Source organism: Streptomyces flavofungini, from assembly GCF_014650815.1.
In the GTDB taxonomy this organism is placed as follows: Bacteria; Actinomycetota; Actinomycetes; order Streptomycetales; family Streptomycetaceae; genus Streptomyces; species Streptomyces flavofungini.
On the sequence record NZ_BMVR01000009.1, the window covers coordinates 176,047 to 201,558 of the forward strand.

22 protein-coding genes are annotated in these 25,512 nt (G+C 71.8%); 5 read left to right on the forward strand and 17 right to left on the reverse strand.

All coding sequences use genetic code 11. The annotated features are described in order from the left end of the window. The first annotated feature begins 65 nt into the window (after positions 1-65). Positions 66-1,316, forward strand: a complete 1,251-nt coding sequence (locus IE274_RS24250; protein ID WP_190117976.1) for an amidohydrolase family protein — start codon at positions 66-68, stop codon at positions 1,314-1,316. A gap of 165 nt (positions 1,317-1,481) precedes the next feature. Continuing rightward, positions 1,482-2,399, forward strand: a complete 918-nt coding sequence (locus IE274_RS24255; protein WP_229909797.1) for an FkbM family methyltransferase — start codon at positions 1,482-1,484, stop codon at positions 2,397-2,399. Between the two features lie 70 nt (positions 2,400-2,469). Here IE274_RS24255 and IE274_RS24260 read toward each other — a convergent pair whose 3' ends face one another. The 3 genes from IE274_RS24260 to IE274_RS24270 all read right to left on the reverse strand — a co-directional run bounded on the left by IE274_RS24260 (position 2,470) and on the right by IE274_RS24270 (position 8,935). Beyond that, positions 2,470-3,216 (reverse strand): glycosyltransferase family 2 protein, encoded by a 747-nt coding sequence (locus tag IE274_RS24260; protein ID WP_190117978.1) that lies wholly within the window; start codon positions 3,214-3,216, stop codon positions 2,470-2,472. Between the two features lie 410 nt (positions 3,217-3,626). Continuing rightward, positions 3,627-7,838: an NACHT and WD repeat domain-containing protein gene (locus tag IE274_RS24265; protein ID WP_190117979.1), complete on the reverse strand. Its 4,212-nt coding sequence runs from the start codon at positions 7,836-7,838 to the stop codon at positions 3,627-3,629. A gap of 503 nt (positions 7,839-8,341) precedes the next feature. Continuing rightward, on the reverse strand, positions 8,342-8,935 hold the full coding sequence (locus IE274_RS24270; RefSeq protein ID WP_372446969.1) for a TetR/AcrR family transcriptional regulator: 594 nt from the start codon (positions 8,933-8,935) through the stop codon (positions 8,342-8,344). Positions 8,936-9,050: 115 nt separating this feature from the next. Between IE274_RS24270 and IE274_RS24275 the strand changes: the two genes are divergently transcribed. Continuing rightward, positions 9,051-9,896 carry an SDR family oxidoreductase gene (locus tag IE274_RS24275; protein ID WP_190117980.1) on the forward strand — a complete coding sequence of 282 codons (846 nt, stop codon included), beginning with the start codon at positions 9,051-9,053 and terminating at the stop codon, positions 9,894-9,896. A 31-nt stretch (positions 9,897-9,927) separates the two neighbouring features. On the opposite strand, the gene IE274_RS24280 is transcribed toward IE274_RS24275, so the two are convergent. Further along, complete coding sequence (locus IE274_RS24280; protein ID WP_372446968.1) at positions 9,928-11,214, reverse strand: alpha/beta hydrolase; 1,287 nt, start codon at positions 11,212-11,214, stop codon at positions 9,928-9,930. Positions 11,215-11,525: 311 nt separating this feature from the next. Continuing rightward, on the reverse strand, positions 11,526-11,957 hold the full coding sequence (locus IE274_RS24285; RefSeq protein WP_229909770.1) for a DUF4190 domain-containing protein: 432 nt from the start codon (positions 11,955-11,957) through the stop codon (positions 11,526-11,528). Between the two features lie 138 nt (positions 11,958-12,095). On the opposite strand from IE274_RS24285, the gene IE274_RS24290 reads away from it, so the two are divergent. After that, positions 12,096-13,340, forward strand: coding sequence for a sensor histidine kinase (locus IE274_RS24290; protein WP_190117982.1), 1,245 nt, complete (start codon positions 12,096-12,098; stop codon positions 13,338-13,340). Next, a complete protein-coding gene (locus IE274_RS24295; protein WP_190117983.1) occupies positions 13,337-14,014 on the forward strand; it encodes a response regulator in 678 nt (225 codons plus the stop codon). The genes IE274_RS24290 and IE274_RS24295 overlap by 4 nt, the downstream gene beginning before the upstream one ends. Before the next feature lie 225 nt (positions 14,015-14,239). Here the strand turns inward: IE274_RS24295 and IE274_RS24300 are convergent, their stop codons facing one another. The 12 genes from IE274_RS24300 to IE274_RS24355 form a co-directional block, all read right to left on the reverse strand. After that, on the reverse strand, positions 14,240-14,605 hold the full coding sequence (locus IE274_RS24300; RefSeq protein ID WP_190117984.1) for an STAS domain-containing protein: 366 nt from the start codon (positions 14,603-14,605) through the stop codon (positions 14,240-14,242). 238 nt (positions 14,606-14,843) lie between these two features. Next, on the reverse strand, positions 14,844-15,308 hold the full coding sequence (locus IE274_RS24305; RefSeq protein WP_190117985.1) for a DUF5994 family protein: 465 nt from the start codon (positions 15,306-15,308) through the stop codon (positions 14,844-14,846). Positions 15,309-15,682: 374 nt separating this feature from the next. After that, positions 15,683-16,015, reverse strand: coding sequence for a nucleoside triphosphate pyrophosphohydrolase family protein (locus tag IE274_RS24310; protein WP_190117986.1), 333 nt, complete (start codon positions 16,013-16,015; stop codon positions 15,683-15,685). Further along, positions 16,008-17,462, reverse strand: coding sequence for an ARMT1-like domain-containing protein (locus tag IE274_RS24315; RefSeq protein WP_190117987.1), 1,455 nt, complete (start codon positions 17,460-17,462; stop codon positions 16,008-16,010). Before IE274_RS24315 ends, IE274_RS24310 begins: the two co-directional genes overlap by 8 nt. Positions 17,463-17,491: 29 nt before the next feature. Then, complete coding sequence (locus IE274_RS24320) at positions 17,492-19,519, reverse strand: PEP/pyruvate-binding domain-containing protein (protein WP_190117988.1); 2,028 nt, start codon at positions 19,517-19,519, stop codon at positions 17,492-17,494. 45 nt (positions 19,520-19,564) lie between these two features. Then, positions 19,565-20,503, reverse strand: coding sequence for a hypothetical protein (locus IE274_RS24325; RefSeq protein ID WP_190117989.1), 939 nt, complete (start codon positions 20,501-20,503; stop codon positions 19,565-19,567). Between the two features lie 10 nt (positions 20,504-20,513). Further along, complete coding sequence (locus tag IE274_RS24330; protein WP_190117990.1) at positions 20,514-21,116, reverse strand: histidine phosphatase family protein; 603 nt, start codon at positions 21,114-21,116, stop codon at positions 20,514-20,516. Beyond that, entirely contained in the window at positions 21,107-21,823 is a 717-nt protein-coding gene (locus IE274_RS24335; protein ID WP_190117991.1) for a nucleoside/nucleotide kinase family protein, read from the reverse strand. The genes IE274_RS24330 and IE274_RS24335 overlap by 10 nt, the downstream gene beginning before the upstream one ends. Before the next feature lie 74 nt (positions 21,824-21,897). Beyond that, a complete protein-coding gene (locus IE274_RS24340) occupies positions 21,898-22,689 on the reverse strand; it encodes an ABC transporter permease (protein WP_190117992.1) in 792 nt (263 codons plus the stop codon). Next, positions 22,682-23,437 (reverse strand): ABC transporter permease, encoded by a 756-nt coding sequence (locus IE274_RS24345; RefSeq protein ID WP_190117993.1) that lies wholly within the window; start codon positions 23,435-23,437, stop codon positions 22,682-22,684. Before IE274_RS24345 ends, IE274_RS24340 begins: the two co-directional genes overlap by 8 nt. Then, complete coding sequence (locus IE274_RS24350; protein ID WP_190117994.1) at positions 23,437-24,381, reverse strand: ABC transporter ATP-binding protein; 945 nt, start codon at positions 24,379-24,381, stop codon at positions 23,437-23,439. Before IE274_RS24350 ends, IE274_RS24345 begins: the two co-directional genes overlap by 1 nt. Next, on the reverse strand, positions 24,378-25,508 hold the full coding sequence (locus IE274_RS24355) for a nucleotidyltransferase family protein (RefSeq protein WP_190117995.1): 1,131 nt from the start codon (positions 25,506-25,508) through the stop codon (positions 24,378-24,380). The genes IE274_RS24350 and IE274_RS24355 overlap by 4 nt, the downstream gene beginning before the upstream one ends. Positions 25,509-25,512: the final 4 nt, after the last annotated feature.

The following is a 25,512-nucleotide window of genomic DNA, read 5'->3' on the forward strand; positions in this document are numbered from 1 at the left end:
AGCCTCGATCTGATGGGTCGTCAGATTTGGGCCGGTGGATCCGGCGGGCGGTGAGGGGACACAGCGTGAGCGGCAACGAGAGCGGCGCCAAGGACATCCCGAAGGACATCCCGAAGGTCATCAGCGTGGACGATCACGTCATCGAGCCCGCGCACCTCTTCGAGACCTGGCTCCCGGGCAAGTACCGCGACCGGGGCCCGCAGCCCTTCACCGCGGGCATCGGCGAGCTGGCGTACGTCGGCGGGAAGTACCGTTTCACCACCGATCCCGAGGGTCAGATCACGGACTGGTGGCGGTACGAGGACGAGATCTTCCCGTACAAGCGCATCATCGCCGCCGTCGGTTTCTCCCGGGACGAGATGACGCTCGACGGGATCACCCGGGAGCAGATGCGCCGCGGCTGCTGGGACCCCAAGGCCCGCCTGGCGGACATGGACCTGAACCACGTCGAGGCCTCGCTCTGCTTCCCCACCTTCCCGCGCTTCTGCGGTCAGACCTTCGCCGAGGCCAAGGACAAGGAGGTGGGGCTCGCCTGCGTCCGCGCGTACAACGACTGGATGGTCGAGGAGTGGTGCGGGGACAGCGGGGGGCGCCTGATCCCGCTCTGCCTGATCCCGCTGTGGGACGTCGACCTCGCCGTCGCGGAGATCAAGCGCAACGCCGCCCGCGGGGTGCGGGCCGTGACCTTCAGCGAGATTCCCACCTATCTGGGGCTGCCCTCGATCCACTCCGGCTACTGGGACCCGTTCTTCGCGGCCTGCGAGGAGACCGGCACGGCCGTGAACATGCACATCGGCTCGTCCTCGCAGATGCCCGCCGCCTCGCCGGACGCGCCCCCCGCCGTGCAGGCCTCGCTGTCCTTCAACAACGCGATGGCCTCGATGATGGACTTCCTCTTCTCCGGGGTGCTCGTGAAGTTCCCGCGGCTCAAACTCGCCTACAGCGAGGGGCAGATGGGCTGGATCCCGTACGCCCTGGAGCGCGCCGACGACGTCTGGGAGGAGCACCGGGCGTGGGGCGGCGTCAAGGACCTGATCCCCGAGCCGCCGTCGACGTACTACTACCGGCAGATGTTCTGCTGCTTCTTCCGCGACAAGCACGGCATCGAGGCGATCGAGACCGTCGGGGTCGACAACGCCACCTTCGAGACCGACTACCCCCACGTCGACTCCACCTGGCCGCACACGAAGCAGGTCGCGACCGACCACGTCGGCCACCTGTCGGAGGAAGTGGCCTACAAGCTGTTGCGCGGGAACGCGATTCGTATGCTGGACCTGCCGTTTGATCAAGACCGGACGGCCGCGAGCACGGCCTGACGCCGGGGCCCGCGACGTACCGTGCGGAGAGGCAGGCGGACCGGAATGTCGCACCCCACCCAGGACCCCACCCCGAATCCCACCCAGGGTCCTGGGCCGAATCCTGCGCCGGATCCTGCCTCGGAGGCCGTTCCGGAGATCCTGACCACGCTGGCGCGGGCCTATGTGCGCCGGGCTCCGGGGGACTTCGGCAAGGCCGCGCTGGTCGCGCGGTATCTGAACGGGCGGCTGCGGGATCATCCCCGGCGGCGCGTGGCGGACGTCGACTTCGGGGTGCGGGGTGCGGAGGGGGCGCCCGGCGTACCGGGCGCGCCGGGAGTCCGGTTCGCCCTCGACACCCAGGACCTCATCCAGCGCTACCTCTACCTGTTCGGCTCCTGGGAGCCCAACATGACGCGCTGGCTGCGCGGTCGGCTCCGTCCGGGGGACACGTTCGTCGACGTCGGCGCCAACATCGGGTACTTCGGCGTGCTGGCCTCGCGGCTCGTCGGGCCGACCGGGCGGGTGGTGACGGTCGAGGCGTCGCCGGTGTTCCACGAGCGGCTGCTGCGGCAGCTGCGGCTCAACGCGTGCGGCAACGTCCGGGCGCTCAACGCCGCCGTGTCCGACCGGGCGGAGACGCTGACGTTCGTCCTGGCCAGCTCGCACAACATGGGGGCGAACAGCATCGTCCCCTACGACGGCCCCGCGGAGTCGACGTTCGACATCGAGGCCCGCCCGCTGCCCGACCTGCTCGACGCCGACGAGATCGCCGCCGCCCGGGTCATCAAGGTCGACGTCGAGGGCGCCGAGGGCGGCGTCGTCCGCGGCATGGCCCCGCTGCTCGACCGGCTGCGCCCCGACGCCGAGGTCACCGTGGAGGTGACACCGGACCGCATGCGTCAACTCGGCTACTCCGCCGAGGAGTTGGTGGCGACGATGCGCGCCCACGGATTCCATCCGTACCGGATCGCCAACGAGTACGCCCCCGAGACCTACCCGGCGGCCCTGCGCGGCCCGGCCGCCCTGCCGGTCCGCCTGCGGGGGCCGGTCGTCGAGGAGAGCGACCTGATCTTCTCGCGCGTGGACGCCGAGACGCTGTAGGCCACGACGCCCTGGTCCCACACGGCGCGGACGGGCAGCCGGCTCCGGGGCGCCGCACGGCAGCACGTGCTCAAGCGCTCCACCGCAAGCCGTGCAGCGCCCGCGCCCGAGCCTCCACCACCGCCATGCGCACATCCCGCTCGGCCGCGTCCGTGTGCGAGGGCTGACTCGTCGCCTGGCCCGGCCACTTGCGGTACAGCAGGCCGACCTCGGCGGAGAACCAGCCGCGGGCCACCGCGTTCAGGGCGAGGAGCAGGCCGGTGTCCTCCGACGCCGGGAGCGCCATCCAGCCGCCGAGCGCGACGAGCAGGTCGCGGCGGACGAAGAGCGTCGCCGGGTGGACCTGCGCGCGGTAGTCGTGGGCGGCCCAGTGGTCGAGGACGGCCCGGCGCTCGATCGGCCCCGGCGCGGGGTCCCCGGGGAATCCGGCGGTCGTACCGTCCGGCAGCAGATCGAGTACGCGCGACGTGGCCCAGCCCAAGGTCGGGTCGCTCTCCAGGGCGGCCAGATCGCGGGCCAGCGCCCCCGGGGCCAACTGGTCGTCGGCGTCGAGGACCTTGACGTACTCGCCGTCGGCGTGGCCCAGGGCCAGCGTGCGGGCGACGCCCGGGCCGCCGGACCGGCCCTGGCGGAACGTCACGCGGTCGTCGTCCGGGACGTGCGGGGCGACCTCCGTGCCCTGGCCGTCCTCCTGGATCACCCAGTGCCACTCCCAGCCGTCGGGGAGCCGCTGCTCACGCAGGGAGTCGTACGCGCCCGTGAGGAAGGGGGCGGAGGGGCCGTGGACAGCAGTGATGATGACGACGCGCCGACCCACGGCACGCACCACCTTTCCGAGTTATTCGGAGACAGGGGGTTCCCGGTAGCGGGTAGGGGTGGGGACTAGGGGGTTGCATGTATGGGGAACGGATCATTTCACGTAATCCGGGCCGCGGGCCGTGAGTTGCCTCATGATTTGAGCCAGAGTTGAGCTACGAGTCGCGCCACGAGTATTGAAAGAGTTCTGCAATTCAAGGCATTGCGGAGGGTGCAATCACGGTGCCCCGCAGGTCGGCGGGGCGATGCGGGCGCGCAAAGGGCCCGATCGCTGGCGACGGGGGATGCACCAGCGATCGGGCTGTGTCCAACCGTAACAAGCCTGCTGGCGTGGGGGGAAGGTATGGACAAGAGATGGCGAGTTGTGAGCGGGATCACGTGCCGTGAACCGCACGGAAAATCAGTGAACCGTCACCTTTCGCACGGCGGCGCGTACGAGAGCCGGGGCAGATACTCATGCCAATTCTCCGGCGTCAGGACACCCTGAGTGGTCGAGCAAATGCGGCGAATGGCCTCGTCGGTGTCGAGGTTCCACAACCGGACGGTATCCGTGCCGCTGGAAACTCCGAGCATGTGACCTTGCGGGCTGAACGCCAGGAAACTGCCCGTCTTGGCGTTGGGGCTCATCGACTGGCCGATGGGCGCGGTCCTGGCCGGATCGGTGACGTCCCAGAGCCGGACCGCGTTGTCGTTGCCGCCGCTCGCCAGGGTGCGGCCGTCCTCGCTGAACGTCAGGGACACGAGCGCGTCGGTGTGGCCGGTGAGGGGCGAGCCCAGCGGCTCGGCCCGGCGCGGGTCGGTGATGTTCCAGAGCCGGACCGTGCTGTCGTCGCTGCCGCTGGCCAGCGTACGGCCGTCGGGGCTGTGGACGAGGGTGTTGATGGGGCCCAGGTGTCCCCTGAGGGGCTCGCCGAGGCGGGTGGCGCGGCGCGGGTCCGCCACGTCCCAGAGCCGGACGGTGGCGTCCGCGCTGCCGCTGGCCAGCGTGCGGCCGTCGGGGCTGAAGGCGAGGTCGTTGACGTACCCCTTGTGGCCGGTGAGCGGTGCGCCGAGCGGGCGGAGGCGGGTGGGGTCGCCGACGTTCCAGAGCTGGATGGTGCGGTCGTCGTACGCGGTCGCGAGCGTGCGCCCGTCCGGGCTGAAGGCGAGCGCGGCCGCGAACCGGGTGCGCAGCGCGACCGGCGGCCCGTACGCGACGGGTCGCGACGGGTCGCTGACGTTCCACAACTGCACCGCGCGGCTTCCCGTGAGCACCGCGAGCGTGTTCCCGTCGGGGGAGAACATCGGCGCGCGCACGGCCCCCGCCCCGGGCTTGAACGGCTTGCTCAGGGACTCGGGCCGGTCCGGCCGCCGCACGTCCCACAGCCGGAGCTTCTCGTCGCGTGCCGCCGTGGCGAGCACCTTGCCGTCGGGGCGGAACGTGCCCTTGCGGCCGAGCATGTCCGACGTCGGGATCGACCACAGGCGGACCTTGTTGTCGCCGCTGCCGGTCGCGAGCGTGCGCCCGTCGGGGCTGAAGCCGAGGGAGTACACCTCGCCACCGCTGCCCGCGAGGGGCTCGCCGACCTCCGACGGGTGCGCCGGGTCGCGGACGTTCCACAGGCTCGCCGTGCTGTCCGCGCTGGCGGCGGCGAGCATGGTCCCGGCGGGGTTGAAGGCGACGGACCAGACGGGGCCGGTGTGGCCGGTCAGGGGTGCGCCGAGCGACTTCGCGCGGCGGGGGTCGGCCACGTTCCAGAGCCGGACGGTGTTGTCGGAGCCGCCGCTGGCGAGCGTGCGGCCCGTGCTGTCGAAGGCCACGGAGTGCACCGTGTCGGTGTGGCCGGTGAGGACCCGCCCGACCGGCTTCGGGTGCCGTGGGTCGGCCGTCTCCCACAGCCGGATGGTGCCGTTGTCGCCCCCGGCCGCCAGGGTCCGCCCGTCGGGGCTGAACGCCACCGAGCGCACGGCGGCGGTGTGGCCGGTCAGGGCGCCGAGCGCCTTCGGCCTGCCGGGCCTGCGCACGTCCCACAGGCCGACCGTGCGGTCCTCGCTCGCGGAGGCCAGCGTGTGCCCGTCGGGGCTGAACGCGAGGAGGTAGACCGTGCCGCCGTGCCCGGTCACGGGTGCGCCGAGCGAGCGCGGATGACGGGGATCCCGTACGTCCCACAGCCGGATCGTGCCGTCGTCCGACGCGCTGGCGAGGGTGGTGCCGTCCGGGCTGAAGACGGCGGTGCTCACCCAGCTCCGGTGCCCGGTGAGCGGCTTGCCCAGGGGCTTGGGGCGGGCCCGGTCCCGCACGTCCCACAGGCGGACCGTCCGGTCGTAGCTGGCGGTGGCCAGCAGCCGTCCGTCCGGGCTGAACGAGGTGAGGTAGACGGCGCCGGTGTGCCCGAGCAGGGGGGTGGCGAGGGGCGCGTTGACGATCGAGATCAGCCGGTTCTTCGTCCCCTCGTCGTCCGGTCGAAGCCGGTGCGCCACCAGGCCGAGCTGGGCCGACAGCGACGGATCGGTGGACTGGGCGCGGTCGGCCTCGGCCGTCACCTGTTCGAAGACCGCGTCGTTGCGCTTGGACACCGCGTCGTTCCGCTGCTGCCACGCCACCACCGCCGAGACGACGGCCACCATCGCGAGGGCGACCAGCGCCGCCACCGCGCCCCGGCTGATCCAGAGCAGGCGCCTGCGCAGCCCGGCCGAGGCGGCCAGGAACTCCGCGGCGCCCCGGGTCAGGAACGTGTCCCCTGCGGACTCCGCCCAGGCGCGCGCCTGCTCCAGCCGGGACCCCCGGTAGAGCAGGGCCGCGTCGCGGCCGGAGTCCGCCCAGGCCCGGCCGTCCTCCTCCAGGCGCTGGCGCAGCAGATGGTCGCCGCGGTCCTCGTCGATCCAGTCCCGCAGCCTCGGCCAGGCGTGAAGGAGCGCCTCGTGCGTGATCTCCACGGCGTCGGCGTCGAGGGTCACGAGCCGGGCGCGCACCAGCGCCTCCAGCGACTCCTCGGTCTTCGCCGGGTTCGTCGACTCCTCGGCCAGCTGCCGCCGCGTCCCCCGTCTGCGGGTGGCCTGGGTGTCCTCGCCGAGGTGGACGAGGCGGAGCAGCAGCAGCCGGGCGGCCGAGCGTGCCGCCGGGTCGAGCCCGGACCAGGCGCGCTCGGCGGTCGCCGCCACCGCCCCCTGGATACCGCCCGCCGCCCGGTACCCGGCCAGCGTCAGCTTCCCCGTCTTCCGCCGCTGCCAGGTGGCCAGCAGCGCGTGCGAGAGCAGCGGCAGCACGCCCGCGTCGTGTGCCCCGCGAGGTTCGCCCGTGCTCACCTCCCGCACGATCAGCTCCGCGAGCCCCGGTTCGAGTTCGAGTCCGACGGCCTTGGCGGGCCCGGTCACGGCGTTGCGCAGCTCGGTGGTGGTCAGCGGCCCGAGGACCATGTGCCGGTGCTGCAGGGCGTCGGCGAGCTCGGGATAGCCGAGGCACTCCTCGTAGAAGTCGGCGCGGATGCCCAGGACCACGAGGGCGGGGGCGCTGCGCTTGCCGGGTCCGCCGGATTCACCGGGTCCGCCGGGTTCACTGGTCTCGGCGGGCTCGGTGGGGGAGCAGGCGGCGTGCAGGACCTGGATGAAGGCGCGCCGGTCGGCCTCGTCGGAGCAGAGGGTGAAGGCTTCCTCGAACTGGTCGACGATGAGGACGGGGCGGGTGGAGCCGGCCGCCTGACTTGTGGCCCAGGCGCTGAGGGAGGCCTGGACGGCGCGGGCGAAGTGGGGCGTACCGGGGCCTTTCGCCGGGGCGTCCTCGGCCGCGGCCCTGTCGGCCTCCGCGGCCTGTTCGGGGGCCTGTCGGGGGGCCTCTTCGGGGGCCTCGGTGGGGGAGAGGAGGTCGGCGAGCCCGGGTATTCGCCCGGTCAGCTCCGCGAGGGGATCACTGCCTGGTACGAGCTGCAGCACGGGCCCGGCCGAACCCGCCGACCCGGCCGAACCCGCCGACCCGGCCGAACCCGCCGACCCGGCCGACCCGGCCGACCGGCCCTCATCCCCCAGCACCCCGTCCCGCAAGGCGGGCACGAGCCCGGCGTTGAGCAGGGAGGACTTCCCCGCACCGGAAGCCCCCACGAGCATGACGAGCCCACCCGTCCGCTCCGCGGCCCGGAGCTGGGCGACGAGGGCGTCGGTGCTGCGCTCCCGCCCGAAGAACCACTGGGCGTCCTGCTGCTGATAGGAGGCGAGCCCGAGGTAGGGACAGACGCCGGCGACCGCGGGCTCGCCCCCGGTGGGCCGCTCCTCTTCCTCCCCGACGGCGGCGGCCGCGGCCCGCTCCCCGGCGGGGTCGGCGACGGAGAGCTCCCACAGGCGCTGCCACTGGGCGAGGTCGTACAGCCCGGCGGAGACCGGAGCGGGCCGCTTGCGCCGGGCTTCGGGGATGAGGACGTGCAGGACGGCGGCGAGGGCGGCGAACTGGGCGGGCACGTTGTTGGCGCGGCGCCAGTCGCTGATGCGCTGCGCGGAGACGCGGACGGGCCGCCCGCGTTCATCGACGCGCTGGAGCTGCCCGACGGCTTCGGCCACGCGCTTGAGGGGCGGGTTACCGGCCTCCTGGTACAGCAGCGCGAGGCGTTCCGCGAAGGCCGTGCGTGCCCCCGAGTCGGGACTCAAGGCCGCCACCCCTTCCTTCCGCCGCACCTGGACATCCGGACCGGAAAACTCACTGTATACGCCTGACCTGCGGCGACGTGGGCCGGACGATACCGGAAGCTCCTCAGCGGGACCCTCGAATGGCAGGATCGCGTCGCAGTAGCGAACCAACCGCGAGGCGTCATGGCAGGCCACAGGCCCGGCGCTCGGAGAGGCGACTCATGGCGCTGCACCCTCCTGGCTGGTCCTCGCCGGAGTCACAAAGCGGTAGCGATAGTTCCGTTTCGCGCCCGCGTCAGACGCACGAAGCAGGTCGCACCCGTACCGCTTCCACGTCACCCGCGGCCCCGGCCTCTCCCTGACCCCCGCTCTTCCGGCGGGGGGTGACGCCGCCCGCATCGTGTGGGTACCGGTCCCCACGAGGGGAGGGACCGGTACCGATACGAGGCGGGGGCTCCCGCCGGGCCGGGCCGGCGCTCACCGCCACGTCGGCCGGTGCGCGCCGCCGCTCCGCCGGGGGCTCGCGCATGCGCTCATTCGCTCCCGAGCCCGTCGAGCCACCCGTTGAGGCGGGCGCCCTGGCTCACCATGACGTCCGGGTCGCGGAGGGCGTTGGCCAGGAGGGACATGCCCTGGTACGCGCCGACGAAGGCGAGTGCGAGGCCGCCGGGATCGGGCAGGCCCAGCTCGCGGAACTGCCGCTCGACCCAGTCGAGGAGCTGCCGGACGACCCGGCCCGCCTCCTGGTCGAGGCCGCCCTCGGAACGCTTGTCGAGCTCGGCGGCCAGCGTGCCCGTGGGGCAGCCGTACCGTGCCGCGGTGTCCCGCTGGTCGACCCACATCCCGACCAGCGCCTTCAGCCGCCGCATCGGGTCGGGCAGCGCGTCGAGGCCGGCGGTCAGCTCGGTGAGGTGCCCGGAGTGCTCGGCGAGCGCTGCCTGGACCAGCTCGTCCTTGGTCTTGAAGTAGTAGTAGACGTTCCCGACCGGCACGTCGGCGGCGGCCGCGATGTCGGCGATGGTGGTGCGCTCCACGCCCTGCCGGTGCAGGACCTGGGCGGCGGCGGCCATGAGCCGCTGCCGCTTGCCGCCGCGCCCGGCGCCGCGAACCTTCTCTGAGTCAGTCACCTGACTAACTATAGACAACCACCGGGTGCGCCGTGCTAGCGTCCTTCTAAGTCAGCCAACTAACTAACAACCAGGCCGATCGGCTGACTGCTCAACCAACTCCAAGGAGACGAAGATGATCGTGGTGACCGGAGCGACCGGCAACGTCGGACGAGTGCTGGTGCGGACGCTGGCCGCGGCCGATGAGAAGGTCCGGGCGACGTCCCGGGGGATCGCGCCGACGGACGTACCGGAAGGAGTCGAGCAGCACCGGGCGGACCTGGCCGACATGGACAGCCTGCGGCCGGTCCTCGACGGCGCGAAGGCGCTGTTCCTGCAGAACGGCGGCGCCGGTGCGCACCTGCTCGACCCGCGGGACATCCTGGACGCCGCGAAGGCGGGCGGCGTCGAGCGGGTGGTGCTGCTGTCCTCCCAGGGCGTGGTGACCCGCCCGGACTCGGCCTCGCACGGCGCGCTGATGCGGTCGATCGAGGACGCGGTACGGGACTCGGGGCTGGAGTGGACGATCCTGCGGCCCGGCGGTTTCGCCTCCAACTCCTACGCGTGGGCCGAGCCGGTACGTACGACACGTACCGTCGCCGCCCCCTTCGGCGATGTCGGCCTGCCGGTCATCGACCCGACGGACATCGCCGAGGTCGCCGCGGCGACGCTGCGCGAGCCCGGCCACGCCGGGCGCGTCTACGAACTCACGGGCCCGGCCCTGATCACCCCCCGCCAGCAGACCGAGGCGCTCGCGGCGGCCCTCGCCGAACCGGTCCGCTTCACCGAGCTGACCCGCGAACAGGCCCACGCCCAGCTCCTGCACTTCATGCCCGCCCCCGTCGCCGACACCACCCTCGCCATCCTCGGCACCCCCACCCCCGGCGAGACCCGCGTCAGCCCTGACGTCGAACGCGTCCTCGGCCGCGCGCCGCACCCGTACGCCACGTGGGCGGCGCGGAACGCGGCCGCCTTCCGGTGACGTGTCCGGGGCGGCGGGCAGGGGCATGGGGTCAGCCGGCCTTGCGGCAGGTCAGGTCCTTGGCCGGGAGCCTGCCCGTGGTCAGGTAGCGGGTGGCGCTCTTGTCCGCGCAGGACCCGAAGGGGTAGACGCCGTGCCCCTCCCCTCCGGCGACGGTGATCATCCGGGAGCCGCGCAGGGCCCGGTGCATGGCCTGGCCGGAGGCCAGCGGCGTCTGGGGGTCCCACTCGTTGTGCACGATCAGCGATCTGACCTTGTTGTGCACCTTCGTCGGGGGCTCGCTGCCCGGCTTCCAGAAGGCGCACGGCTTGATGGTGGACGCGAAATCGCCGTACAGCGGATACCGGGCCTTGTCGCGGATCGCGTCGCGACGGTACTGCCCGGGGTCGCGCGGCCACGTGCGGCTGGTGTCGGCGCACAGGACGGCCCAGGAGCTCGCGTCGGCATTGTCCGGGGGAACGGCCTGCTGCGGAACGGCTTGCTGCGAACCGGTCTGTTGGGGACCGGTCTGCCGGGGACCGGCCCGCTGCGGACCGGTCTGTTGGGGAACGGCCTGCCCAGGAGTGCCGGACGGGACCGGCTCCCGGCCCTCGGCGGCCGTCTTCAGCCCGGCGACCCAGGAGGCGGCCGCCCGAACGCGGAAGAACGTGGCGCGCTGGGCGCGGACCCCGTCACCGGTGAGGGGTCCCTCGTCCGAGTCGATGGGCTTCCGGTCGGCCCGCGCGACCAGGTGCCAGAAGGTCCTGCGGACCTCCGCCGGGGTGCTGCCCAGTGCGTACGTCGTGTGTCGCCGGGCAGCCCAACGGCTCCACCGCGTGAAGGCGAGCTCGGTCCCCGCCGCCATTCCCTGGAACGTGCCACGCCCGTACCGCGCGGGGTCGGCCGCACTGTCCAGCACGAACCGGTCGGCTCGCCGGGGGAACAACTGCGTGTAGACGGCGCCGAGGTAGGTGCCGTACGAGTACCCCAGGTAGGAGATCTTCTTCTCTCCCAGCACGGCACGGATGACGTCCATGTCGCGAGCGGTGTTGCGGGTGGTGAGGTGCCGCAGCGTGTCACCCCCCTTGGCCCGGCACTTGGCGGCCACCGTACGGGCCCACCGCACGTCCTTCGCGAAGGTCCCGGCTCGGTACGGGCGATCGGTGATCCTCTCGTCGGCGGTCAGGCCGCAGCCGACGGGGGAGCTCCGCCCGACGCCCCTCGGGTCGAACCCGATGAGGTCGTACTGTCGCTTCACCTTCGCGGGGAGGTCCGCTCCCACGTCGACAGGCATGTTCAGACCCGGCCCGCCGGGGCCGCCGGGGTTGAGAAGCAGCACGCCGCGACGCTCCTTCGCACTGCTCGCCCGCAGCCGGGATATCGCGATCTCCACCTTCCTGCCGCCGGGATCGCCGTAATCCAGCGGTACTTCGAGAGTCGCGCACTGAAAGGCGGCGGGGCTCCTCGCGTCGCACCGTTGCCAATCGGGCTGCTGCTGCGTGTACGGCCCCAGCGAATTCCTTGCCACGGAGATGTCAGAGGTGGCGATGGCCGTAGCGGGAGCGGGCGTCATTGCCGAAAGGAAAGTCGCCGCGAGGCCGACGGCCAGGAGAGATGCTCTTTGTGTGTTGCGCACGGTGATGCTTGACCTCAGTTTCCGTTGAGCTGTTCGTGGACGCACTGCTTGTACTGCTGGAAGCTGTCGGGCCGGTAGCACTCCTGCGTCTTGTTCGCGTACCAGGCCAGGAAGAACGCGACCACGACGGACACCACGATCGCGAGGGCCGACGTCACCAAGCCGGTGACGGCCTTGCTCCGGCCGACGCCGGTCCGCTTGGCCGTGATCAGGGCGGCGCTGCCCAGGACCAGGCCGATGACGCCGAGCAGGCCGCCGATGAAGACGATCGAGCTGCTCAAGCTGATGAGGCCCAGCACCAGGGCGGCCACGGCCAGGCCGTTCCTGCCGCCCGGCGCCCGCGTGCCGGAGCCGTAGCCCTGGAGGCCGGGGGAATGCGGGTCCGCCCCAGCAATCCAGGTCGGCGCCGTGTGCTGGGGCGCCCCGTCTCTCTCTTGCGTTTTCATCAGCCGTCCTCCGGTCAACTGCTCGGGGCACGATCCTGACTTCCGGGGGTCTTGGCACACATCGCGGGAAGGCGGGAGAAAGGGCTCCCCCGATCGGGGGAGGTTCCTGGTCGGCGGTCCGGCGATACTGGCCTGATCATGATCAGGGGAATCCGGCCGCTGCTGAGCGGCTCCACGTATGCGGGCATGCTTTTCGCCTATTGCGGCGCCTTGGCGAGCATTCCGCTGCTGCCTTTCGCGATGCTGCCGACGCTGGCGTGGCCGTCCGCTCCCTATGGCGTGCAAGCCGCTCTGACCCTGCTGGTCTGGGCGGTACTGATCGGCGTGGTCGGTCTCGCCCGCACCACGCGGCGGGCGCTGATCGCGTTCGCCCGTCGGCTGCTGAGGGTGCCGCTGCCGGACCCGGCCCCTGCCGCGCCGACCGGCGCCGACCGCCTGCGGACTCCGCTCTGGCTGCTGCTGCACGTGGCACTGGGGTGGACGGGGGCACTGGTCAGCGGTGCGCTGGTCCTCGTGGGCCTGACCCTCCCGTTCGGCTGGTTCCGCGCCGAGGCGGGGCTGAGCCTGTTCGGCTGGTCCGTGCGACCGGGGGGCGGCTGGCAGAGCTGGGCGGTGGCACTCGTCAGCCTGCTCCTCGCGACGGTCGTGTGTGCGGTGGTGGCGCACGCACTGCGGTGGCTGGCGCCCCGGCTGCTGGGTCCTTCGGCGGCCGAGCGGCTCGCGCTGGCGGCCGAGCGTGAGCAGCGGCTGGCCGCACGCAACCGACTGGCCCACGAGTTGCACGACTCGATCGGCCACACCCTGACGGCGGCCACGATCCAGGCCGCCGTGGCCGGCGAAGTGCTCGCTGCCGACCCGGTGGCGGCGCGGGCCGCCCTGCGCAGCATCGAGGAGTCGGCCAGGGCCGCGCTGGAGGACCTGGACTACGTACTGGGTGCGCTGCGCGAGGAGAAGTCGGAGCCGGCGCCGACCCGCACCCTGGCCGATCTGCCCGAGCTGTTCGACCGGTTGCGGCACGCGGGCGCGGTGGTCGAGCCGGAACTGTCGGGCGACCTGGCGCAGGTGCAGGGGACGCTCTCCCGGGCGGCGTACCGGATCCTGCAGGAGGGGCTGACGAACGCGCTGCGGTATGGGGCGGGCGGCTCGATCGCGGTCAGGGCGGCAGCCGGGCCGGACGTACTCGCACTCGATGTGGTCAACCGGATCGACCCGGAGACGAACACCGGCACGGGCCCGGGCCGGGGCACCTTCCCGACGTCCGGGCACGGCCTGCCGGGCCTGGCCGAGCGCGTGCGGCTGCTGCACGGCGAGTTCGAGGCGGGCCCGGACGGGCCGCTCCACTGGCGGTTGGCGGTCCGCCTGCCCGTACGGTTGTCGACATGACCGGCTCTGGCATCGGCGCAGCCGTCACCCTCCTGATCGCGGACGACGACGAGGTGACCCGCAGCGGTCTGCGCACCCTGCTCGCGGCACAGCCGGGGATCGAGGTGGTCGGGGAGGCCGCCGACGGCGTCGAGGCGGTCGAGCAGGCGCGGCGACTGCACCCGGACGTGGTCCTGATGGACGTACGGATGCCGCGCCGCAACGGAATCGAGGCCACCCGCCACCTCCTCGCCGGAGCAACCGACCCGCCGAAGGTCGTAGTGATCACCACCTTCGAGAACGACGACTACGTCACCGCCGCCCTCAGCGCGGGCGCCGGCGGCTTCGTCCTCAAGCGGCGGCCGGTCCGGGAGATCGCGGAGGCGGTACGGGTGGCGGCGGCGGGGGAAGCGATCCTCTTCCCGGCGGCCCTGCGCCGACTGGTCGCCGCCCGCCCCCTGGACTCCGCCGAGGCGTTGCCGAGGGCGGCGCTGACGGGACGGGAGGAAGAGGTACTGCGGCTGATGGCCACCGGCCTGTCCAACCCGGAGATCGCGCGGTCCCTCACGGTGAGCCTGGAGACGGTGAAGACGCACGCCGGGAACGTGCTGACCAAGCTCGGCGCGCAGAACCGCACCCACGCGGTGGTGATCGCGTACGAGTCGGGTCTGGTGGTGCCGGGTTTCACCGGCTGAGGAAGGGGCTTCGGGAGTGGGGTGACTCCCAGGAGGCACAGCGAGGACCGCCGTGCGCCCGGCCTGCGGCCGCACTCCCCATGGGGCGGCAGGCCGGGTTGCCTCGACCGGTGTGCTGGGTGCCTGAAGAGCCAGCGGGCGGGAGGCGCACGGTCGACCAGGGTCCGGGGCCGCTTGGTGAGCGTAGTGGCGTCGCGGGGCGCGGCCAGGGTGGTTTCGCGTCAGTCAGGCCGCTGCCTGTGGTGGTACGGGCAGGGGCAGCCGATTCAGGATGTCGAAGTCCAGGCGTAGTCGTGGATGGTTGAGCAGGCGGCGGGTCACGGGGCGGGTGCAGATCAGGCGAAAGCGTCCGTGACGGCCGCTGGTCCGGGTTCGGGCGCGATGGAGGATTCGTACCCCGGCGCCGTCCATGAAGTCGACGGGGCGCAGGTCGATCAGCAAGTCGGAGTCGCCGGTGTGGGTGAGCGCGTCGAGGCAGTCGGTGATGCCGGGGGCGGTGTGGATGTCGATTTCACCGCACAGGACCACCAGGGTGCAGTCGCCGTGAAGGCGGACTTCCTGGACACAGGTCGCTGCGGGGGGTGAGGTCATGGCGACCCTCTCGAAGGCGGATGTCCCTGGGGACCGATCGCCAACGGGTCTGGGTCGGCATTCCACGGTGGCGCGTTGTCCTCGACTCTTGGCGGGTATCGCCGAAGAGCTGCGGGTGCACCTGCCGGGCTGCTAGGGCCTGTTCGGTGGGTCGGCGCGGCGTCGCGACGCCCACCGGTCGTCCGCGGGGGCGGGGAGTCCGGCGGCGAGCTGGTCGCCGCCGGTCGTGCGCGGCGGGCTACCCGGACGGGCCCTCGGCCGCCATCAGGTCCGTTCCGGTGAGGTGGAGGGCGGGGTCGGCCGCGGCGGTCATCAGCCGGGCCGCCGCGTCGGCCTCGCTGCGCGGCGGGACGACGAGCAGGTCCCAGCGGCGGGCACCGCAGGAGAAGAGCCGGATCGTGTGCGGGTCGAGGCCGGACGTGTACCAGATGGCCGTGACCGTGTGACCCGTCACGGGGAGGGTGCGCGGCTCGCGCGGCCAGCTTCCGCGGTGGGACGCGATCCGGGTCACGAGGCCGTGGGAGTCGTCGAACACATCGGTGAGCGAGGCCAGTTCGGCGGCGAGGTCATCGGTGCGGGGCCACCAGGCCCCGCACACCGGACCCGGCGGGAAGGTCGGTGGGCGCAGGGCGAGCCTGGCGGGTGGGTACGTGGCGGGTCGTCCGGGGGCGGCTGAACTGCGGCGGACGATGGGTGCGTTCATGACGCACGCCCCTCTTCGGGCCGATGGCGGCGCGGCCCGCTGTCGTGGTGCGCCGGAAGCGACGCCGAGCGGAGTCGGCGTACGAGAAGCGTCCGGCGGCTCCAGCCTACGTCCCGGTCGGCCGCGGGGCGGTGTTCCCCTTCTGGACCGAACCGGACCGCCTCCCTGGGAGCCGCATCCTGAAGTTGGCCCCCAAACTGGCCCCCGAACGCAGATCAGGTCCGGTACTGATCTCTCAGTACCGGACCTGATCTGGTGTTACGGCTGTCGGGGTGGCGGGATTTGAACCCACGACCTCTTCGTCCCGAATGAGGTTCGGCCTTGATCGACACCGACGGCGCCGCTGTCCCGACGCCGTTCGGCGCGGTGCGCCGTCAGTTCACCCACCCCTCCCGGCGGTACGAGGCCAGCTTCTGCGACGTGAGCTCCCGGAGGTCATCGATGCAGCCGTAATGCATGGCGATCGTCACGGCACAGCGCACCACGTCGAGCACCTCCTTGGTGAGGTCTCCGACTTCCGGTTCGCCGTGGCGGTCGCGCTTGAGCCCCATGCCCTCCAAGTGGTTGACCTGCTGGGCGACTTCCCCCGTCTCTTCGGCGAGGCGGGAGACGAGGTGAAAGATCTCGTTGTGGCGGGGGAAGCGGGCGATCGCCCCGGCGGCGAGGCGTTCCACTTCGTCCAGCCAGTCGGCTTCGGGGTCAGGCATGTGGACTCCAAGAAGGGGTGGGGCCGACGGATGTTCCGGTGAGCTGCTGCAGCCTCCTGCACACCCTTCCCCGCTCGCTCTCCAGCGCAACGCGCGTTCTGGGTGCGACCCGTTCGGCGAGCGCGTCGAGCCGACGCCACTCTTCGCGGAGCGCGACGGGTTCGGTGCACTCCTTGCGCCGCTCACGGTCTGTCAAAGTGCTCCAGCACAACCTGACGTGCCGACCGTTGGCGTAGCGCTGCGTACGGAAGCGGCGCCCTTCGAAGCCCCAGTTCGTGTACTCACCAGGCTCGGAGCGGACCAGGAACAGAGGTGCCGTGGCCGCGTTCACCCCCATTGCCCCTTCGTTGAACTCGCTGACCAGCACGAATCCGGTGTACATCACCTTGCTGATGCCGCCCTGGAACATCTCGTGGACATTGGTGCCCTTCACGAACACGCAGTCCGCTTCGTGCAGGGCACGGGCCAGCTCCGGGGACAGCTTGCGCAGGTTGGCCGTGGCCATGCTCGGTCCGGTCGTGCACACGTCCGTTGCCCGCAGCCGGTCGACGCCAAGTGACCGCAGACGCGGCGAGTTGAGCAGGCGGAGCAGGAGAGGCGCGTCGGCGTCGGTGTAGCAGGGCAGGGACTTGGGCACCAGGGTGAGCCGCAATCGCGGATTGGCCTCCATGAGGCGGTCGAGCAGCAGAAGATCGATCACGGTCTCGGCGCAGTCGTCGAAGAACCACACCAACTGCCGTGGACCATCGAGCACTTCGGCAAGAAAGGCATCCCAATAGTCCACGTGGAGCGGCCGCTCGGCCAGCTTCCGGTACTGCGGCCACAGGTCGTGCGCCGTCGGCGCGGGGTCGCCCGGCGCGCCGACGGGCAGAGCGAGACCGGGTCCGGGCGTGCGCAGCTTCTGCTCGGCGCCGAGCAGCCCGGCGGCGAGGCTGTAGCGCAGCAGGGCGGCAAGGTCCGACCCGCACGCGTTCAGGACCAGGGGGGCCAGGTCCAGGGCGGCCCGTACGGAACGGTCCGTGTACCCCCGGTGGGTGGCTACCGGGGCCCGGACATCTCCGAACGCGCAGTGCGCGACCACGCGGTCCACCACCGAGGGCAACTCCTGGTTGGCCAGCGTCCGCGCCACCGGTGCCCCCGCGACGGAGTGCTCCAGGAGCCGCATCGTCTGCGCGTGGCAGAAGCCGCCGACGGCGGACATCCCCGCATACCCGCCGGACGGCAGCACCCGCCGCAACTTCCCCTCGATCACACCGGAGAGCCACGTACCGAAGTCGCTCTCCGAAGCCTCAAGAAGCACCTCGCCGTTCATCCGCTCGGCCACGGTGAAGCCGTCCGGCTCGAAGTCCGGACGCACCAGCAGCCCGCGCCACGCCGAACCGCTGCGCGAGTCGTCGCACAGCAGCCGATCCACCAGCCGCGCACTGCCGAGGTCGAGGGGCCGCAAGATCCCTGTGTGTGCGAGGAGGTGGGTCTCTAGCACACCCGCTCCTGATCGTGTACGACGGCCACTCCGGCGGGAGAGACCTCCACCGACATTCCGTCGCACAGCAGTTGGGCGGCATCGCGCGACACGATCGCCGGAACTCCCCGTTCGCGCAGCACGATGGCGGTGTGACAGAGCAGGTTGCCGCGCTGGAAGACAAAGCCCGCCGCGAAGTCCACCAGCGGGATGAGCCCCGCCGAGGGGTACTCGGCCACCACGATGACGTTGTCGGTGCGGCGGACCGCGGCGACGGCGGCGGTGATCCGGGCGTCCGCCATGACCGCGGCGTTGTCCGTGCCGGAGCCGATGACGCTGACCTCCAGGGTGCGGGCTGCCTCGTCGAGCTCAGCGAGGTCCGGAAGATTCAGCACCGTCCCCGAGGCGACCCCGCCGGATATGAGCTGCCCTCCAGGGGCCGAAGGAGCGTCGAGGCGGCCGCCTTCGAGACTGACGTCGCGGACCATGGCCCGGCCGTCACCGGCGTACCACTCCACGCGGGCCTCACCGAGGGAGTCGCACAGGGCGCGGGTGATCCGGGCGATGTCCAGGACCTCGGCGTCGGACCGGTCGAAGGAATACGGAGGCGTGTCCTGCGGGCGCCACCACCAGCCCTCGCCGGGCTCGATCCGGCACCGGCGGTCGAAGTCGGCGATGTGCTCACGGGTGATCGCTCCCTCGGCGGAGACGGTGAAGACCGACGGGACGAGCCCGCCTTCCTTGATGCCCGGAAGCCCGGCAGGAAATGCCTCGATGACGACGGTCCCGTCGCTGAGCACGGCGGAGAAGCCGGACGCCTCGGCCGCCACGATCTCCCCGATGTGCGCCGCGCAGAAGGCCGGGTCGGCCAGCGGATTGCGGTCGTGCCCGCGCTTGAGGCGGTCTGCGAGCTCCGCCAGCGGCGCGACGGTGCCGGTGCCGCGCGCACCCCAGTTGATCTGCACGAACTCGGTGCGCAGATGTCCGGACAGTTCGGCCGCGAGGCGCTCGGTGTCCTGCGGGCGGTAGACGACGTACGCCTCGCGGTAAGTCGGAACATCGAGGGCAGCACACTGCCGACGCAGCCAGATGTGTTTCTGCAGAGCGCCCTCGAAGCGCCGCCGGCACAGGCCGAGATCGACGTCGTGCAGCGCCCCGACGTCGGAGTCCGGCCACCAGGCGGCGGCCGTCGGCGCGTGAACCGCGGTCGCGTGCGTGATGGGGCGGGCCTGAAGCGTGTGCAGCCGCCCGTCGCTCCACACCCACTCCAGGTCGAGCGCGTGGCCGAAGAGCTGTTCGCCCTGTTCGGCAAGGGAGATGAGCGAGTCCCGCAGCTCGTGCGGCAGGACGTCGCCGCTGTCCCGGTCCGCGAGGGCCAGGCGCGTGGCGCTTCCCCGCCCCGACGTGGTGTCGGTCGCGTTGCCCCAGGCGACATCGGTGATCGGCCCGCGGGCGTGGGTGACGGGGTCCTGGGTGAAGAGCACGCCGTGCGCGTCGGGGCGCACCCAGGTCTGCAGGAAAGCGGCGTACTCCCGGGGCAGTTGGCCTCGTGCGTAGGAGAAGGCGCGGGCCGAGTACAGCGCCGCCCAGCAGCGGGCGAGCGCCGACAGCACCTCCGCCGTGGTGCTCAGCGGCCCCTCGGACTCGAAGACACCGGCGTACGACAGACCGGCGCCGTCCTCGACGGGAACCGACGAGCGCACCATCACCGGCCCTTCGCCGAGCAGCCGCTCCGCCGCCGCGCGCACCTCCAGGACCAGGTCCTCGGGCCAGAGCGTGCGCGTGAGGGCCCGGCGGATGAGTTCCAGGGAGCGCCCCGTACCGGTGGGAACCGCGCCCAGATCGCGCAGTTGGTCCTCGATCGTCTCGCCGATGTCCGTGCGGGACGCGACCTCGCCGAACCAGCGCGAGGTCACGCAGACGCCATCAGGGATCGCTAGACCTGCCCCGTGCAGGCGGGCGAGGGACTGTGCCTTCGCGCCGGTCAGCGGCGTGGGGAACCCGGCGGCTCGATACAGCGGTACGACTCTGTCCTGCTTCACCCTGACTCCTGTCTTCCGTTTCCTTCGACCTGGCCGCGCCGGATGTCAGGCGGCGTTCCGCAGGTCGACGCGGAGCGGGGCACCGGACTCGCCAGTTGCCTCGTAGACCTTGAACTCGTACATGTCGATGACCCGGACGCCGCCGTCGGGGTAGATGCCGTACTGGTGGTGCGTGCGGGTGTCGGCGGTCGACTTGAACCGCTTGCCGTTGTTGCCCTTGATGCTGATGGCGTTCACCACCGGGCTGTCCCCGACGTAGGAGCCCAGGTCGTAGATGTCCTTGGCCGAAATGCGCCGGGGGTCGGCCATGGCTTTCTCGGCCGCGCCGGGGCGCAGCCCCGCCAACTCAAGGGCCTGGGCCATGAACTCCAGCGCCTCCTCGCGCCGGTCCCGCGTCGACTTCAGGTTGATGCGGAAACGCAGACCCGAGGGATCCTCCATGCGGGTCGAGCCCAGGTCCCACAGCGGGGCGAGCGTCGCGATGTCCTCGGCGATGCTGTGCAGATAGCGCTCGCTGCCCCAGCCCTGGTCACAGGGGGTGACGGTCAGCTTGACCTGGGAGACCACCTCGGGCGCGGCAGCGACGTCGCGCAGCGCGGTCCGCGCGAACCGTTTGCCCTCACTGCCGTTGGTCACCAAGTAAAGCCCTTGGCCCAGGTGTTCACGCCAGATCCGGGCGACGTCGAACGTGGTCCGGGTGGTCTTTCCGTCCCTGACGTGGTAGTCGAGCGGATCGCTGATCCGCCAGGAGACGATGCTGCGCTGCGCTGTGATGCCCCGGTCCCGGAACGCCTCGCCGACGTCGTGCGCGAGGCGGGTCAGGGTCGCGAAGGGCGTCATCTGTACGGGTGTCGTGTCGCCGAAGGCGGGGCAGTGGGTGCAGTTGCGGCGGCAGTGGTCGTTCGCGTGGAGGAAGCCGAGGCCTTCGAGGACCTCGTCGAGTACGCCTTCCTCGATCAGAGGCGTCAGGGATGTGTAGGCCATGGTGGTCCTTTCAGGTGCAACGGGGTAGAGACCGGGCCGGAACCGGCGGTGCGGTGAGCTCCAGGCGACGGAACTGCCCGGGCGGCAGGTGCGCCCGGTGCGTCCGCCAGGTTTCGAGGAGGTCCCAGCCGTAGACCCGCGCCGTCAGGACGGTGAGCGTGACCGCGTGGGACACGACGATCGCCGGACGCCCGTCGTCGGCGAGCAGCCGCAGCATCCCGTCCACCCGGGTGGCGACATCGACGAGGCTCTCTCCTCCAGGGAGCCTGCTCATCGGGTCCTGCTGCCAGCGTGCGTACGAGGTGTCACCGGCGGCGCCGGGGGAGATGGATCGTCCGCGCAGCTCACCCCAGTCCAGCTCGCGCAGTCCCGGTCGGGGAGTGATGCTCAGGTCCGGGTCGATCAAGTCCCGAAGGACGGCGGCGGTCTGGAGTGCGCGCGCCGCGTCGCTGCTGTGGATGGCCTCGGGGCGGAAGTCCGACGCGGCCAACAGCCTCCCGGTGCGGGTGACCTGTTCGCGGCCGACCCCGTCCAGGGGCACGTCAGAGGTGAGGGGGAAACGGGCCTGGGCGTTGGCCTGCGTACGCCCGTGCCGGACCAGGATCAGCTGCACGGCCCGGCCCCCTGCCGCGCGGCACCGACACCCGTGGAGGCCACGGCCCGCAGCGGTGGCAGGGCGCCGCGGCGGACGAGGTACTCGCGGATCTCCTGGGCGACGCGGTCGACGGGAGCGTCCGCGTCGAAGTCGGCGAGACGGGTGCCGGTGCGCGCGATGTCGGCCAGGCCGGGGAGGGTCTGCTCGGCGTAGACGTGGGCCTTCCGCGTCATCCGCAAGAGGTGCTGGGCGGTGACAGGAGCCTCGCCCCTGGAGGCCGCGCGGGCGAGCTGGCGGCGCATCGAGAACTCGAAAGGGTCATCAGGCGCGCGGAGATGAAGCACCATCAGCTTCGTGTGGGCCAGGCCACTGGCGAGCAGCAGGCGGGCCTGCTCGCAGCCGCGCGGCACGCTGTCGAGCACGACCGGCTCGCTCCGGCCGACCCGGCACACCAACTCCAGTATCACGCGGTCGAGTTCCGTCGGCATCAGCTCACCCCGGTCGGCGTAGGCGTGTGCGGCCTCCCGGGCCTCGGCCACCCGTACCCGTTGGTGCGGGGTCAGCCGGGCCGTGATGTCGGGTTCGCCCCGCAGCAGCGCGGGCACGGAGGCGCGCAGCACCGGGGAGCCCAGGGCCTCGCCCACGGCCGCAGCCAGACGAGCGGCCTGAGTGGTTTTCCCCGACCCGGGCGGGCCGACCAGGCTGAAGACGTTCACTGCGCTCATGGCTGGTTCTCTCTGCTGGAAGTGGTCGAGGGAGCTGTGGAGTCGGGGGCGAAGGGGGGAGAGGCGTGTGGAGCTCAGCGGAGGTTGAGCGCGCCCGCGCGGACCTGGTAGCGGAGGGACCCGGTGAGCGTCAGCCAACTGACCGCGCCCCACAGGAGGAGCACCCCGCACTCGGCGAGCACGGCGGTCGGCGGAACACCGCCGCCCGCCACGGCCGAACGAATCGCCCGCAGGCCATGGGTGGCCGGCAACACGGAGGCGACGGCGCCGCCGATGCCTCCGCTCGGAGGCGCTGTGTTCACCCCGGCGATCGTCATCAGCAGGATCGTCGCCCCGGCCGTCAGATACATACGACTCTCCGGCCACCGCAGGCTGACCCCCGCCAGGGCCAGGGCCAGGCTGTAGCCGCTGAGAGTGATCAGGATCTGGAGCAGAAAGCAGACGGGCAGGATCGGCGGGCTGATCTCGACACCCACCAGCCAGCGCAGGACCACGAGCGCGAAGCACGAGGTGACGACCCCGTCGGCGGCCCAGTACAGGCCCCGGGACAACAGCACGGGGAACGGGCCGTTACGGCTGAGCAGCAGGAACTGCAGGGTCCCGCCGCGGCGTTCGGCCACGCTGGAGGAGACCACCCCCAAAGCGCCGAGCGGCCCCAGGATCACTGCGTTGCCCAGCGCCATGTAGTGCTGCGCCCCGTCCGAGCCGATCGCCTTGCCGACCATCGAGAAGAACAGCACCTGGCACAGCAGCCGGACCATCCAGCCGAACAGCCACGAGCGCCATGTGTACAGGGCGCGGTAGTCCTGGTAGCTGCTCAGCAGTCCGTAGCCGATCTGATGGAACAGCGCGCCGGCGTTACGCATAGAGCCTGGCCTCCCCTCGGCGCGCCCGCGACAGGGCGCGGCGCAGCAGGAACACACCGGCCGCCAACTGCATGGCCGACAGCACGAACAGGGCCCAGAAGTCGCCCCAGTGACTGCCGTCGGCCCCGCTCATCGCGTCGCGGAGGAGCTGTGCCCCATGGGACAGGAAGAACAGGCGCGCGACCCACTCGACGGGAGCCGGCAGCGAAGTGACGGGCAGTACCAGGCCACCGAGGATGTAGAAGGGGTAGGTCAGCGCGTTCTGCAGCAGCCGCCCCACGGGCACGATGATCATGAGCGCGCTGACCAGCAGAGCGGACCCGGCGGTACCGACGACGAGCAGCAGCGTGGCCGTGAGCGCGATGACGGGCCGGTGCACCGGCAGTGGGAATCCGAAGCCGACCCGCCCGATCGCGATGACCTCCACCAGGACCGGCACGCTCAGCGCCGTGACGGTGCAGACCCTCGTCACCAGGGAGCGCACATAGGCGTTCGGGGTGAGCAGGGAGGGCTCCAGGGTGCCGTCCCACCGGTCGTTGTCGACGACTTCCGCCGCAACGAACATCGCCTGCGACCACATACTCATCGAGAACGCGGTCAGCGCCACCGTGCCGGCCAGCTCCGGCGCCTCGTACGAGCGCACCGTGGTGAAGAAGACCACCGCGTAGAGCGGGACGACGAACAGCGTGGCCAGCAGACGTGGGGAGCGCGTCAGGAGCAGCCACTGCAACTGCACGAAGGCGGCCATCAGAGGGCGAACTCCCGGTCCTCAATGATGGATCGGTAGACCTCGGCCAGGGTGGGCGCGGCCACCGACAGCTCGTGCACGCCCGCGGCGGTGAGTATCCGCAGTACCTCGGACACCGCGTCGTCCCCCGTGACCCGGAGCGTCACGAGCCCCTCCGGCGTCGGCCCCTCCACTGCGACACCCGGGATGCCCGCGACGGCCCCGGCGACGACCGCCGAGACACCGCCTGCGGTCACGGTCCGGGGCGAGTCGAGCCCGGTGAGCAGGTCCTTGGGCGCCCCTTCGCGAAGGATGCGGCCGTGGTCGATCAGCGTGACGCGCGAGCACAGTAGCTGTGCTTCCTGCATGTCATGGGTGGCCAGGAGCACGGTCGAGCCGCCGTCGCGTAACTCTTCGACGAGCCCGCGGAAGCCCTGCGCGGCATGGGGGTCCATGCCGCTGGTGGGCTCGTCCATGATGAGCACGCGCGGGTTGCGCAGCAGCGCGCGGGCCAGATGGACCCGCTGCACCATGCCGCGTGAGTACGTCTCCACCCGGTCGTCCGCACGTGCGGCGAGACCGAGCCGTTCGAGGAGCTCGTCGGCCCGCGTGCGGCAGTGGCTGCCGGTGAGGCCCTGCATGGCGCCCCAGTACCTCAGGTTCTGACGGGCAGTCAAGCGACCGTACAGGCCGCGCTCGCCGCCGAGTACGAGGCCGATGCGCTCCCGCACCGCGGTCGCCTCACGCACCACGTCGAGGCCCTCCACCCGGGCCGATCCGCTCGTGGGAAGCAGGAGCGTCGTGAGGATCCGCGACAGCGTGGTCTTCCCCGCACCGTTGGGCCCGAGAAGCCCTACGACCTCTCCCTCCTCGACGCGCAGGCTCACCGCGTCGAGCGCGGTGACCTCCTGGCCCTTGCGGCCGCGGAACCGGCGGCTGAGGTCCTCGACATGGACGGCGCTCATGACCGCTCCCCCTCGACGGCGCGCAGCCGGCGAAGTTCGGTGAGTGCCGCCTCGTACGCCGCCGGGTCCACGAGCTCCGTCTCGACCAGCAGGAACTCCCCCAGCGGGCAGAGCAGCAGCACGCCGCCGGTGAACGTGTGGAACCGCACCGCGCTGTCCGGGCGGGAAGTGGGGTCGGCAGACAGCCGCAGGCCGTGGAGTGGCCGGCCGCTGTTCAGGCAGGGCTCCCTGGTCCAGGCGCGCTCGGGCACCTGGGGCGCGCTCTCGCGACCGCGCCTCGCGGCCGACTCGCGCGCGGCGTCGCCCTCCAGCAGCGTCAGCAGACGGTCGTTGGCCGGGCTCGCCAGCTTCTCCGCGCCGTGCAATGCCCGGCTCAGACTCAGCAGTTCCGGCGCGAGCCGATATCGGACCGCGGCCTCGGCGAGCACCGCCGGGGACGGGCAGTCGGCGCTGTCGAGGGTGAGGGCCAGATCGAGAACGTCCTTGATGGTGAAGGGACGTTGGAACGCCTCCTCCGCGATGGCCAGCAGGTCGCCCAACACCTGGTCGCGCGGCGGCTCGGCACGCAACGGCACCACCCCGGGCTGCCCCGGGTAGGCGAAGGTCACCAACTCGACGCGGTGATCGGGGTCGAGGGCCGGATCCTCCGCGGACCAGCGAAGAACCACGACCCAGTGCACGTGGGTCCCGCTGCCGAGCACCGTCACGTCGACATCGGTCACCGGACGGGTACGCAGCACCGCCGCCACGGCCCGCCACAGGGCGGCCTCGTCGGGTACGTACGCGTCCAGATCACCGCTGGGGCGGAGCACCCCGCTCGGATAGTGCTCCGCCAGCGAGGGGCCCTTGAGCACGCGGAGTCCTGGCACTTCGGTCGACAGGAGCGTGGCGAGCGCGCGGTAGTCGTCGACCCTCGCTCGCATGCGGCGCACTTCGTCCGTGGAGCCGCTGCCCAGGACCGCGCCCTCACAGGCGGCGACGGACAGGACCAGGGGCGCCAGATGGCCGCGCAGCCTGCGGGCGCTCCGGACGAGATCGCGCAGCGGTTCCTGGCGGTCCACGGACAGCGCGTCGAAGAACAGGTCCAGCGTGAGCGGGGACGACGCGGCGGGGGACGAGGGGGGCATGGGT